General features: G+C 63.1%; 13 protein-coding genes. 4 read left to right on the top strand and 9 right to left on the bottom strand.

Annotation, left to right across the window (positions count from 1 at the left end; translation table 11 throughout):
- The 6 genes from QBK88_RS18155 to exaC form a co-directional block, all read right to left on the bottom strand.
- Positions 1-168 (bottom strand): helix-turn-helix domain-containing protein (locus QBK88_RS18155; protein ID WP_277963103.1); only part of this gene is annotated, 168 nt, incomplete at its 3' end.
- Between the two features lie 158 nt (positions 169-326).
- Positions 327-854: an inorganic diphosphatase gene (gene ppa, locus QBK88_RS18150; RefSeq protein ID WP_158153440.1), complete on the bottom strand. Its 528-nt coding sequence runs from the start codon at positions 852-854 to the stop codon at positions 327-329.
- A 112-nt stretch (positions 855-966) separates the two neighbouring features.
- Entirely contained in the window at positions 967-1,785 is an 819-nt protein-coding gene (locus tag QBK88_RS18145) for a zinc-dependent peptidase (protein ID WP_277963099.1), read from the bottom strand.
- Between the two features lie 3 nt (positions 1,786-1,788).
- Positions 1,789-2,445, bottom strand: a complete 657-nt coding sequence (locus QBK88_RS18140; RefSeq protein WP_277963098.1) for a DedA family protein — start codon at positions 2,443-2,445, stop codon at positions 1,789-1,791.
- Between the two features lie 257 nt (positions 2,446-2,702).
- Positions 2,703-3,161 (bottom strand): GNAT family N-acetyltransferase, encoded by a 459-nt coding sequence (locus tag QBK88_RS18135; RefSeq protein WP_277963097.1) that lies wholly within the window; start codon positions 3,159-3,161, stop codon positions 2,703-2,705.
- Positions 3,162-3,316: 155 nt separating this feature from the next.
- Entirely contained in the window at positions 3,317-4,837 is a 1,521-nt protein-coding gene (gene exaC / locus QBK88_RS18130) for an acetaldehyde dehydrogenase ExaC (protein ID WP_277963096.1), read from the bottom strand.
- A 283-nt stretch (positions 4,838-5,120) separates the two neighbouring features.
- Between exaC and QBK88_RS18125 the strand changes: the two genes are divergently transcribed.
- The 4 genes from QBK88_RS18125 (at position 5,121) to QBK88_RS18110 (ending at position 9,389) form a co-directional block, all read left to right on the top strand.
- On the top strand, positions 5,121-7,016 hold the full coding sequence (locus QBK88_RS18125) for a sigma-54-dependent Fis family transcriptional regulator (protein ID WP_277963095.1): 1,896 nt from the start codon (positions 5,121-5,123) through the stop codon (positions 7,014-7,016).
- A gap of 117 nt (positions 7,017-7,133) precedes the next feature.
- Positions 7,134-8,483 carry a UDP-N-acetylmuramate:L-alanyl-gamma-D-glutamyl-meso-diaminopimelate ligase gene (gene mpl, locus QBK88_RS18120; protein WP_277963094.1) on the top strand — a complete coding sequence of 450 codons (1,350 nt, stop codon included), beginning with the start codon at positions 7,134-7,136 and terminating at the stop codon, positions 8,481-8,483.
- Positions 8,480-9,109 (top strand): flavin prenyltransferase UbiX, encoded by a 630-nt coding sequence (gene ubiX / locus QBK88_RS18115; RefSeq protein ID WP_268148000.1) that lies wholly within the window; start codon positions 8,480-8,482, stop codon positions 9,107-9,109. Before mpl ends, ubiX begins: the two co-directional genes overlap by 4 nt.
- The gene (locus tag QBK88_RS18110) at positions 9,102-9,389 is read left to right on the top strand and encodes a YceK/YidQ family lipoprotein (RefSeq protein ID WP_277963093.1); all 288 of its coding nucleotides are present in this window, start codon (positions 9,102-9,104) and stop codon (positions 9,387-9,389) included. Before ubiX ends, QBK88_RS18110 begins: the two co-directional genes overlap by 8 nt.
- Positions 9,390-9,433: 44 nt before the next feature.
- Here the strand turns inward: QBK88_RS18110 and QBK88_RS18105 are convergent, their stop codons facing one another.
- The 3 genes from QBK88_RS18105 to QBK88_RS18095 form a co-directional block, all read right to left on the bottom strand.
- Positions 9,434-10,075 (bottom strand): oxidoreductase, encoded by a 642-nt coding sequence (locus tag QBK88_RS18105; RefSeq protein WP_268148004.1) that lies wholly within the window; start codon positions 10,073-10,075, stop codon positions 9,434-9,436.
- A 26-nt stretch (positions 10,076-10,101) separates the two neighbouring features.
- Positions 10,102-11,835 carry a C13 family peptidase gene (locus QBK88_RS18100; protein ID WP_277963092.1) on the bottom strand — a complete coding sequence of 578 codons (1,734 nt, stop codon included), beginning with the start codon at positions 11,833-11,835 and terminating at the stop codon, positions 10,102-10,104.
- An 88-nt stretch (positions 11,836-11,923) separates the two neighbouring features.
- Complete coding sequence (locus QBK88_RS18095) at positions 11,924-12,379, bottom strand: MaoC family dehydratase (protein ID WP_268148007.1); 456 nt, start codon at positions 12,377-12,379, stop codon at positions 11,924-11,926.
- Positions 12,380-12,490 lie beyond the last annotated feature (111 nt).

The raw sequence follows: 12,490 nt of genomic DNA, 5'->3' as shown, positions 1-12,490 counted from the left end.
ATGAACGCACAGAAGCCCCGCTATATCGTCGAGCCGGGCGATGGGCACGCCCCGGCGAATCCAGTTGTTGACGTGCTGGGGCAGGACATTGCGGTGCAGGGCCAGGTCGGACGGGGACAGGTGGCATTCCTGAAGCAGGGTTTTGAGGCGGTCGCCGGAGGTGATCATGGGCGCGGGACTCCCGGGCTGGTGGGTTCGCGAGGGAGTGTGGCGGGGGGATTGGCGTGGGGATGTAGGACGTTTCTGAATAACGAGGGGGGCGGGACGTGAAAGCGCGAGCATGAAAAAGCCCTGCGCGAGGGCAGGGCTTTTTCGGGCCGGGTGGCTTAGCCTTTGAAGGCAGCGACCGACTTGGTGATTTCGGCACGGGCGGCGTCTGCGTCGCCCCAACCTTCGATCTTGACCCACTTGCCTTTTTCGAGGTCTTTGTAGTTCTCGAAGAAGTGCTTGATCTGTTCCAGCAGCAGGGCTGGCAGGTCGGTGTATTCCTTCACGTCGACGTACAGTTGCGACAGTTTGTCGTGCGGTACGGCGATGACCTTGGCGTCGCCGCCGCCGTCGTCGGTCATGTGCAGGATGCCGACCGGACGGGCGCGGATCACCGAGCCAGGGGCTACTGGGTACGGGGTGACGACCAGCACGTCCAGGGGATCACCGTCGTCGGCCAGGGTGTTGGGGATGAAGCCGTAGTTGGCCGGGTAGAACATTGGGGTGGCCATGAAACGGTCAACGAACAGAGTGTCGCTGTCCTTGTCGATTTCGTATTTGATCGGCGCGTGGTTGGCCGGAATCTCGATGGCGACGTAGATGTCGTTCGGCAGGTCTTTGCCAGCCGGAATCTTGCTGTAGCTCATTGGGCGTTGCCCCCGTTGTAGGCCAGTAAAAATGGCCGTCTAGGCCAAAAAGTGGCAGGGATTATTGCATAGTTTGTCGGCGTTGCCACGCCCGGCCGGACCGCCGTCTGCCTCAGCCGTGGTGGGGCTGGCGGTAGTCCGGGTGGCTGGCCTGCAGGGCTTGCAGGCGGGCAAGTGGATCCTGGCGATAGAACGCCTGGAGCTGCGTATAGACACGCGGGTAAGCCTGGTGCAGCAGGTCAGGGGCGCTGAAGAAGTATTCGCTGGTAACCGCAAAGAATTCGGCCGGGTTTTCCGCGGCATAGGGGTCGATGGCGGTTTCGGCGTCGGGGTTCTTGTCCAGTTGCCGGTTCATGTCGTCGTAGGCGTGCTGCATGGCCGTGGCCCAGTCGCTGACGCGCATGTCACTGTGCAGGGGCGGCAGGCCATTGGCGTCGCCGTTGAGCATGTCGAGCTTGTGCGCCAGTTCATGGATGACCAGGTTGTAGCCTTCCCAGCCGCCACTGGCCAGCACCCCAGGCAGCGCCAGGATGATGGGGCCTTGTTGCCAGGCCTCCCCGCTATGTTCGCCGTCCCAGTTGTGTTCCACGCCGCTGGCATCGCGGTGGCGCTGGGGGCTGAGGAAGTCGTCGGGGTACAGCACGATCTCGTGGAAGTTGCCGTACCAGTTCAGGTCGCCCAGGTGCAGCAGCGGCAGCTGGGCCTGGGCGGCCAGCAGCAGGCGAGTGTAGTCATCCAGTTCCACGCCGGGCAGGCTGGTGAGGTGCTTGTCCAGCAGGAACAGAATGCAGGCTTCCTGCAGCCAACGGTCTTCTTCGACACTGATGTCGTCGAGGATCGCCAGCTGGTGCCGGACCTGTTTCCACAGGTCCATGTCCAGAGGGTGCCTGGCCAACGCCCTACGGCGCCGCCAGGCGCGCAGTGACCACATGGCTTAGCGCGAGGAGGCCTTGGCGGCCTTGCCACCCATGCGGCTCTTGACGATGCCGATGACCATGGGTACCAGCGAAAGGAGGATGATGGCCAGCACCAGCAGCGACAGGTTCTTCTTGATGAACGGTACGTTGCCGAAGAAGTAGCCCAGGGTTACCAGGCCGCCGACCCAGACCACGGTGCCGACGACGCTGAAGGCCAGAAAGCGCGGGTAGAACATCTTGGCGATACCGGCCACGAACGGTGCGAAGGTACGCAGGATGGGCAGGAAGCGGGCCAGGGTCACGGTCTTGCCACCATGGCGTTCGTAGAAGTCGTGGGTCTGCTGCAGGTAGTCGCGGCGGAAGATCTTCGAGTTGGGGTTGCTGAACAGTCTTTCCCCGGCGGTGCGGCCAATGACGTAGTTGGTGCTGTCGCCCAGGATGGCAGCGGCCATCAGCAGCGCGCCGACCAGCCATGGGTCCATGCCACCCCCCGCGGCCACTGCACCGGCGATGAACAGCAGCGAATCGCCTGGCAGGAAGGGGGTCACCACCAGGCCTGTTTCGCAGAAAATGACCAGAAACAGGATCGCGTAGATCCAGGGGCCATAGTTGTTCACCAGCAGATCGAGGTACGTATCGAGGTGGAGGATCAGGTCGAGCGGGTTGAAATCCATGTGCAACACCTGTGCAGGGCCCGACGCTACGGGCTTGGGGCTACTTGAGTGGGGCGTGGTCGTACGGTAACAAATCGTACAACTTGGCGAGCCGGGATTATACGACCGACGAGCGCCAATACCCCATGACTTTGTAGCCAGGCATTGCGGATTGCCCATTGCGACAACGGGTTTTTGCAGACGCTGGCTTTCCGGTGGGTATTTCTCCCCTGAAAGCTCGCGGGCAAGCCAGCGCCTGCACAAGGCGTCGCTGCCGGTCAGTCGGTGGTAATGGGCAGTACGTAATTGAGGAATTCGGTGTCCTGGTGGAACCCGATGGACTCATACGTCTTCTGCGCCACTTCGTTGCTGGCGCTGGTGGACACCCGCAGGCGCACGGCCTGGGTTTCCTTGGCCATCTTCTTGGCGGTGCGGATCAGGTGGTCGGCTACCAGCTGGCGGCGGGCGTCTTCGGCGACATAGATGTCGTTGAGGATCCACACGCGTTTGAGCGATAGCGAGGAGAAACTGGGGTAGAGCTGGCAGAAGCCCAGCAGCTTTTTGTCATCATCGTCCGGCAGGGCCAGGTAGATGGTCGATTCCTCGCGTCGAAGGCGTTTTTCCAGAAAGGCGCGGGAAGAGTCGGGGTAGGGCAGTTCGCCGTAGAACTCGCGGTACTTCACGAACAGTGGAGCGATCAGGTCCAGATGCTCCAGCGTTGCTTGAACAATTCGCATATCGGGCCTCGCGTGCTGGACAGAGAATGGCAACCAATACCACGGCATGCCGTCGGTCCGATGCTGCCTCAAAACAATTAGAAAGCGCAATCAAACGGACGCTGAAATGAATCGGCCCGGTCATGGGACCATGACCGGGCCGACCTGGTTTCAGCTTAGAAGAAGCCCAGCGGGTTGATGTCGTAGCTCACCAGCAGGTTTTTGGTCTGCTGGTAGTGGTCCAGCATCATTTTGTGCGTTTCACGGCCCACCCCCGATTTCTTGTAGCCACCGAAGGCCGCGTGGGCGGGGTACAGGTGGTAGCAGTTGGTCCACACACGGCCGGCCTTGATGCCGCGGCCCATGCGGTAGGCGCGGTTGATGTCGCGGGTCCACACACCGGCGCCCAGGCCGAACTCGGTGTCGTTGGCGATGGCCAGGGCCTCGGCTTCGTCCTTGAAGGTAGTGACGCTCACCACCGGGCCGAAGATTTCTTCCTGGAACACCCGCATCTTGTTATTGCCCTTGAGCAGCGTCGGCTGGATGTAATAGCCGGTCGAAAGGCTACCTTCGAGTTTCTGTACCGCGCCACCGGTCAGCAGCTCGGCGCCCTCGCCCTTGGCGATTTCCAGGTACGAGAGAATCTTGTCGAACTGTTGCTCGGATGCCTGGGCGCCCACCATGGTGTCGGTGTCCAGCGGGTCGCCGCGTTTGATCTGCTCGATCTTCTTCATCACTTCTTTCATGAAGGCCGGGTAGATCGACTCCTGCACCAGCGCACGGGAGGGGCAGGTGCACACCTCGCCCTGGTTGAAGAAGGCCAGTACCAGGCCCTCGGCTGCCTTCTCGATGAAGCTCTGCTCGGCTTGCATGATGTCTTCGAAGAAAATGTTCGGCGACTTGCCGCCCAGTTCAACGGTAGACGGAATGATGTTCTCGGCGGCGCACTTCATGATGTGCGAGCCCACCGGGGTGGAGCCAGTGAAGGCGATCTTGGCGATGCGCTTGCTGGTGGCCAGCGCTTCGCCTGCTTCCTTGCCGAAGCCCTGGACGATGTTGAGCACGCCCGGTGGCAGCAGGTCGCCGATCAGTTCGACCAGCACGGTGATACCCAGCGGCGTCTGCTCGGCCGGCTTGAGCACCACGCAGTTGCCGGCGGCCAGGGCCGGGGCCAGTTTCCAGGCAGCCATCAGGATGGGGAAGTTCCAGGGGATGATCTGGCCGACCACGCCCAGCGGCTCGTGGATGTGGTACGCCACGGTATTGCCGTCGATTTCCGCAGCGCTGCCTTCCTGCGCGCGCAGGCAACCAGCGAAGTAGCGGAAGTGGTCGGCGGCCAGCGGAATGTCGGCATTCAGTGTCTCACGCACGGCCTTGCCGTTGTCCCAGGTTTCGGTGATGGCCAGGGTTTCCAGGTGTTGCTCGATGCGGTCGGCGATTTTCAGCAGGACCAGCGAACGGGCCTGCACCGAGGTGGTGCCCCAGGCGTCGGCAGCGGCGTGAGCGGCGTCGAGGGCTTTGTCGATATCTTCGGCAGTGGAGCGGGGGAATTCGGCGATAGGCTGGCCATTGACCGGGGAAGTGGTGGTGAAGTACTGGCCCTTCACCGGCGCCACGAACTCGCCGCCGATGTAGTTGCCGTAACGGCTCTTGAAGTTGACCAGAGCCCCTTCGGTACCGGGATGTGCGTAACGCATGGTGAGTTTCTCCTTGGTTTTTTTACTTTTGGCTGGAGGACGCGTCTGTGGCGTTCAATAGCGTAGAGCAAGTGTCGGGCCAGCGCCTGACAACCCAGTGAAACCGCGGCTTGCAGCGGTGGGCATGGCCCGCTGTCGCACGCTTTGGTGACAACCACGCGACAGGTGGCGTGACACTTTGTGCCAGCCACGTGACACTACCCACCACGGGGCCGAAGGTGGCATTGCATTGGTGCGATGGCTGGAGGATGCTGGGGGAAACCCACTGGGAGAATAATAAAAAGTGCACAGTGACCATCTCAGCCGTCATGCCCGCCAGGTACTGACCGTCACCCGTGGCCCGGCCCCATTGCGTGGCCCGGCCAGCGACCCTTCCATCGCCCGTTCCTGGCTGCGGTGCCTGGAGGACTACCACCTCGACCCGTCAGTGGCGGTGGCGCCCACCGTATTGGAACACGGGCGTATCCTCGAAAGCCGCGAGCGCATGCAGCAGGTGCTGCAGATCGCCGGCGGGGAAATGGCCAGCCTGCACCAGCAGTTGTCCGGTGCTGGCCACGCGGTGCTGCTCACCGACGCTCGTGGCGTGATCCTCAACTGCGTGACCGCGCCCACCGAGCGCAAGGTGTTCGAGCGCGCCGGCTTGTGGCTGGGCGCTGACTGGAGCGAAGCCCGGGAGGGCACCAACGGGATCGGCACTTGCCTGGTGGAGCGACAGGCGTTGACCATTCACCAGGACGAGCATTTTCGCGGCCGTCATACCGGGTTGACCTGTTCCGCCAGCCCGGTGTTCGACCCCAATGGCGAGCTGTTGGCGGTACTGGACGTATCTTCGGCACGGGCGGATGTGTCGCGCCAGAGCCAATTTCACACCATGACCCTGGTCAACCTCTCGGCGAAGATGATCGAAAGCAACTATTTTCTGCGTCATTTCGAAGACCAGTGGTTGCTGCGCTTTCACTTGCAGGCCGAGTCCGTGGGCTTTTTCAGCGAGGGCTTGCTGGCGTGCGATGAGCAGGGGCGCATTGCCGCTGTCAACCAGAGTGCCTTGAACCTGCTGGCGCGCGGGCGCAGCACGCTGGTGGGCCAGCCGGTGGACAGCTGCTTCGACTGCTCACTGGGTGAACTGCTGGGCCGCGCGACCTTGGAGGCCAGTGCCAGTTGGCCGCTGCGTACCCGTGACGGCCGTTTGCTGTTCGCCAGCCTCAAGGGGCGTCCGCCGGCGTTGGCAGTACCGTTTGCCAAGGCAGCGGTGCCGACGGCGGATATCTGCCTGGGCGACGAGCGCTTGCAGCTGGATTTCCGTCGCGCGCTGAAAGTCTTCGAGCGTGACGTGCCGTTGATGGTCCATGGCGAAACCGGATCGGGCAAGGAGGCCTTCGCCAAGGCTGTGCATCAAGCCAGCCGCCGCGCCGGCAAAGCATTCGTGGCGCTCAATTGTGCTTCGTTGCCCGAAAGCCTGATCGAGAGCGAGCTGTTCGGCTACCGGGGTGGCAGTTTCACCGGCGCGCGCAAGGAAGGCATGCGCGGCAAACTGCAGCAGGCCGATGGCGGTACCTTGCTGCTGGATGAGATCGGCGACATGCCGCTGGCGTTGCAGACGCGCCTTTTGCGGGTACTGGAAGACCGCATGGTGGTGCCGCTGGGGGGTGAGGCCGTGGCAGTGGACGTGCGCATCATCAGTGCTACCCACCGCGATTTGCTGGAGCGAGTTCGCGATGGCAGCTTCCGCGAAGACCTCTATTACCGTCTCAATGGCCTGGAAATCGACCTGCCCGCCCTGCGTGAACGCACCGACAAGCCCGCCTTGCTGGCCTTCGTCCTGGGCCAGGAGGCGGCCGGTGAGCCGTTGCACCTTGAGGAGCGTGCCCGCCAGGCATTGCTCGCGTACTCTTGGCCGGGCAACGTGCGGCAGCTGCGCAATGTGCTGCGCACGCTTGTGGCTCTGAGCGAAGGTGGGCGGGTGGCGTTCAGCGACCTGCCGGCTTATGTGCGTGAGCAGGGCGTGGAGGTACCGCAACCCGAGCAACCACTGGCGCAGGCCGAGCGTACCGCGTTGATCGGTGTGCTGGAGCGCCAGCGCTGGCACATGACCCATGTGGCCGAGGAGTTGGGGGTCAGCCGTAATACCTTGTATAGAAAGCTGCGCAAGCACGGTATCAGCCGGCAGATGAATGCCTGAGTCTCGATCAGGCGTGAAGGCGGGCCCGCAGCGATACACCCGGCGGCGTGCAACAATCAACGCGTGAGATTTTTCCTACCGTGGGCTACCCTGCCTCGATGTTTTGCGAGGTCAATCATGCACATTCACATTCTCGGTATCTGCGGCACGTTCATGGGGTCGCTGGCGGTTCTCGCCAAGGAATTGGGGCATCACGTCACCGGCTCCGACGCCAACGTCTACCCGCCCATGAGCACTCAGCTGCAGGCCCAGGGCATTGAGCTGACCCAAGGCTATGACGCAGCCCAACTGGACCCGGCGCCAGACCTGGTGGTCATCGGCAACGCCCTGTCGCGCGGCAACCCGGCGGTGGAATATGTGCTGAACAAGGGCCTGCCTTATGTGTCAGGGCCGCAATGGCTGGCTGACCATGTGCTGCAAGGCCGCTGGGTACTGGCCGTGGCCGGTACCCATGGCAAGACCACCACCAGCAGCATGCTGGCGTGGGTGCTGGAACATGCCGGCATGGCGCCAGGCTTCCTGATCGGCGGCGTGCCGCAGAATTTCGCGGTGTCGGCGCGCCTGGGGGATACCCCGTTCTTCGTGGTCGAGGCCGACGAGTACGACAGCGCCTTTTTCGACAAGCGCTCGAAGTTCGTCCACTACCGCCCGCGTACGGCCATCCTCAATAATCTGGAATTCGACCACGCCGATATCTTCCCGGACCTGGCGGCCATTGAGCGCCAGTTCCACCACCTGGTGCGCACCATTCCCAGCGAAGGCCTGGTGATTCATCCCACCACCGAGCCCGCGCTCAAGCGCGTCATCGACATGGGTTGCTGGACGCCGGTGCAGACTACCGGCCAGGGTGGCCAGTGGCAGGCTCGGCTGTTGAGTGAAGACGGTTCGCGCTTCGAAGTGCTGTTCGAAGGTAAGGTGGAAGGTACGGTGAACTGGCCGCTGACGGGCCAGCACAACGTTGCCAATGCCCTGGCCACCTTGGCGGCCGCGCGCCATGTGGGCGTGGTACCGGCCATGGGCATCGAAGCGCTGAGCGCGTTCAAGAACGTCAAACGGCGCATGGAAACCGTGGCCCAGGTGCAGGGTGTGACCCTCTACGATGACTTCGCCCACCACCCGACCGCCATTGCCACCACCCTCGATGGCCTGCGCAAGCGTATAGGCGATGCACCGCTGATCGCCGTGATCGAGCCGCGTTCCAACTCCATGAAGCTCGGTGCCCACCGCGACGGCTTGCCGGACAGCGTGCGTGATGCCGACCAGGTCATCTGGTACGCGCCGCCCAACCTGGGTTGGGATCTGGCGGCAACCGCCGCGCTGTGCCCGGTTCCCGCCATCGTCGCCGATTCGCTGGAGGCCATCATTGCCCGGGTGCAAAGCCAGGCTCAACCCGGCACCCACGTGGTCATCATGAGCAACGGCGGCTTTGGCGGCCTGCACCTGAAGCTGGCCGAGGCGCTCAAATGAGTGGCCCGGAACGTATCACGCTGGCCATGACCGGCGCCTCGGGCGCCCAGTATGGTCTGCGCCTGCTCGATTGCCTGGTGCGCGAAGACCGTGAGGTGCATTTCCTGATCTCCAAGGCCGCGCAGTTGGTGATGGCGACCGAGACCGATGTGGTATTGCCGGCCAAACCCCAGGCCATGCAGGCTTTTCTCACCGAGTACACCGGTGCGGCGGCGAACCAGATTCGCGTGTACGGCAAGGAAGACTGGATGTCGCCGGTGGCCTCGGGCTCTGGCGCGCCGGCCGCCATGGTGGTGGTGCCCTGTTCCACCGGGACGTTGTCGGCCATCGCCACCGGCGCCTGCAACAACCTGGTCGAGCGTGCGGCCGATGTCACCCTCAAGGAGCGCCGTCAGTTGATTCTGGTACCCCGCGAGGCGCCGTATTCCAGTATTCACCTGGAGAACATGCTCAAGCTGTCGCAGATGGGCGCGGTGATCCTGCCGGCATCGCCGGGCTTCTATCATCAGCCCCAGACCATTGATGACCTGGTGGACTTCGTGGTGGCGCGGGTGCTCAACCTGCTCGATATCCCGCAAGACATGCTGCCGCGCTGGGGTGAATACCACCTGGGCGGCGATGAATAAACGACTGATCGGCCTGCTGGCGGCGCTTCAATTGACGGGGTGCGCCACTGTCAGCACGTTGAACGCCGCCAAGCCAGGCGCCCCGGTGGTGTACTCCGGGGCGCGGCTGGATTGGTACGCGATCGAAGGCGGTTGCTGTGCGATGGATCACTTCGGCGCGCAAGCCCCGGCCTGGCCGCGGGTGGACCTGCCGTTCAGCACCTTGCTCGATACACTGCTGCTACCGATATCGGCGTTGACCGTGCTCGGCTTCGGCGTGCAGGCCCACGGCGGGATGTAACCCTGCGCCTGACTGGCGCATCTCTGTGGAGTAGGGCGACAGGGCTATTTGCCTAGCCGGCGCAATTCGTCGGACTCGACCACGCGAATGCCATCCTGTTCTTCCAGTGCCAGGCGCCACAAGGCTCGGGCCAGGTCGCACACTTCGATGCCCCGGTACTTGCCCGGAATCAGCTTCGACAGCGGCCCTGCCAACTGTTCGCCCAGACGCGGTTCCAGGCGTTGCCCCAGCAGCAGCGACGGCCGCACGATGGTCAACTGCGGCCAGTTCATGGCCTTGAGGTCGCGTTCGGTCTCGCCCTTCACACGGTTGTAGAAGATCTTCGACTTGTCGTCGGCATCAATCGCGCTGATCACCAGCAGGTGCCGTGCGCCCAGTTCCCGCGCGCGTTTGGCATAAGCCACCACCAGGTCATGGTCGATCTGGCGGAAGGCTTCCTGCGAGCCGGCCTGCTTGATGGTGCTGCCCAGGCAGCAGAAGGCAATATCGACCCGGCCGCTCAGGCCAGGCAACAATTCGTTGAACGCCCCCACCGGGTTTTCCAGGTGCGGGTGCTCGGCAAGGGGGCGACGGGTAGGGGCCAGAACACGGCTCACGGTGGGTTCGCTGAGCAGGCGGTCAAGCAGATGTTCACCGGTCAGCCCGGTGGCTCCAGCAAGCAGGATGTGCTGCGGCGTCAAGTACATGATGTCTCTCCCTTGATACAGGAAGTTTAGTGGCTTCCGGTATTTTTTGCCTCTCCCGTGACACCCAGTGAGGCGCTTTGCAACGCATGCCTGGCTTGCTGCTGGCGCAGCCGCTGCCAATGCGCCAGCACGCCTTTGGGCGCCCAGATCTGTGGGTCGGACGCTTCGAAACCGTCCGTCGCTTCACGTTCGGCAACATGCTTGCGGGCAAGTTCGAATGCCTGTTGCAGGTCATCGGTTTCGTTCAGCGCCTGGGCGAACAGGGCATCGCCGAAATACGTGAAGTCCGACTCCTCCGAGCAGCCGAACGACACGCGGTCGGCCCGGGAAGCCGTCATGACCAGCGTGTGGTCGTCCTTGATGGCGGGAATGAAACCACCGGAGTAACAGGCGGAAATCACCACGACCTTGTCACGGTTTTTCAACGGTGCCAGCACCGCCGCCAGTTCGTCGGGCGGCAGGTCTGACAGCTGAAGGCGGGGTTGGTCCAGCACCAGTTCGTTTTCGTGGGTGCCGTGGCTGGTGAGGTAGATGAACACCAGGTCGTCGGCCTTGCTGCGCTGGGCAATGGTCTGTACTGCGCGGCTCAGGGTTTCGCGGGTCGCCATGGGGCGGTCGTCGAGATGGTCGCGGTGGTTGATCAGGTTGATCTGGCCCACGGCGCCGAATCGGCTGGCCAGCATGTGGTTGACGTAGTCGGCTTCGCGCATGAACACGCTCTGCTTGCCATCCCCTGCCAGGGTGATGGTGTACAACTGCACGTCGTTGCCCGTGGCAGCGGGCACGGCGGCCAACGCCTTGTCCAGCAACGCGCCCTGGTTCAGCAGGCCCAGTTCAAGGGTGTCGGGCAACAGCTTGCCCTGGGCGTCGCGCACACGCTGGCCGTTGGCCCACAGGCCGCTTTCGACTTCGCCGTCCTTGTGGATCAGCGTGCCCTTGCCGTCGTAGGCGTCCTTGTCGAAATTGCCGACGTAGGCGCTGCCATCGGCCAGGGACAGGCTGCCCGGGCCTGTGAAGTGCCAGTCATCGAAGCGGCCCTTGTAGTGGCTGCCGTCGCTGCCGAACATTTCGCCTTCGCCGCTCAGCGCGCCTTCCTTGAACTGGCCTATCCACACGTCGCCCTCGGCGCTCTCGTACCGGCCGCGACCGTGCAGTTGGCTGCGGTGGAAGTCGCCGATGTACTGGTCACCCTCGGAGCTGCTGAACGTGCCATGGCCTTCCAGCTCGCCGTTGGCGAAGGTACCGGTGAACTGGTTCCCGCTGGCATCGCTGCGCACCCCTTCACCGTTGGGCTTGCCATGGGCGAACACGCCCTGGTAATCGCTGCCGTCGTCGAGTTCCAGGTGGCCGGCCCCCGAATACTGGTCGGCCTTGAACTCGCCGCGGTAAGTCTGGCCAGGCTCCTTGAGGGTACCTTCACCGTCGCGGCGGCCCAGTTTGAAACTACCCACATACGTTGTGCCGTTGGCGCTCAGGTTGCCCTGGCCGTCGAACAGCCCCTGCTGGAAGCCGCCGCGGTATACCTCGCCATTGCTGCCGTGCCATTCGCCCTGGCCATGCCACTGGCCATTCTGGAAATCGCCGGCGTACCAGCTGCCGTTGGGATAGTCGATCCGGCCCTGGCCCTGCAACAGGCCATTGACCACCTCGCCCCGGTACCGGCCGCCGTCGGGCAGGCGTGCATCAGGTGGGGAAAGGGACTCGCCATCGCCACAGGCGGTGATCAGCAGGGTCAGGGCGAGGGGAACGAGTGGGCGCATGGCGGGATCCGGGCAAGTAAGGCGCCGAGTATGCCGCACAACACCCCCGGTGAAACAGCCACCGGGGTGGTTTGAGCGCTGGCCGGTATTAAACGAAGCAGAGCGACAACGGTTCAGCTATATAGGCCGGTTTTTCCTGACCTTCGATTTCCAGCGTGGCGACTGCCTTGAGCAACCACTGGCCGGGCTTTTTCTCGGTGACCTCGGTCAGTTCCACCTTCAGGCGCACGTTGGAGTCGACCTTCACTGGCTGGATGAAGCGCACGCTGTCCAGGCCATAGTTGACCACCATCTTCAAGCCCTCTGGCACTACCAGCAGGTCTTCCATCAGCTTGGGGATCAGTGACAGGCTGAGAAAACCATGGGCGATGGTGCCGCCGAACGGGGTCTTCGCGGCCTTTTCCGGGTCCACATGGATGAATTGGAAGTCACCCGTGGCCTCGGCGAACAAGTTGATGCGGGCCTGGTCGATTTTCAGCCATTGGGAATACCCCAGTTCCTTGCCCACGTACTGCTTGAGTTCTGCAACAGGTACAAACGGCATCGAGACTCTCCTTGTTGAGTGGCGCGTTGGCGTGCGCCCGCTTAGATCAGCACGCTGTGCCGGGCCGGTCAAGCCTCCATGGCGTTGGCGAATGCCGGTTTATAGGCATCA

This window comes from Pseudomonas sp. RIT-To-2, from assembly GCF_029623465.1.
Taxonomy (GTDB): Bacteria; Pseudomonadota; Gammaproteobacteria; order Pseudomonadales; family Pseudomonadaceae; genus Aquipseudomonas; species Aquipseudomonas silvicola.
This window is presented reverse-complemented; position numbering and strand designations above follow the sequence as displayed.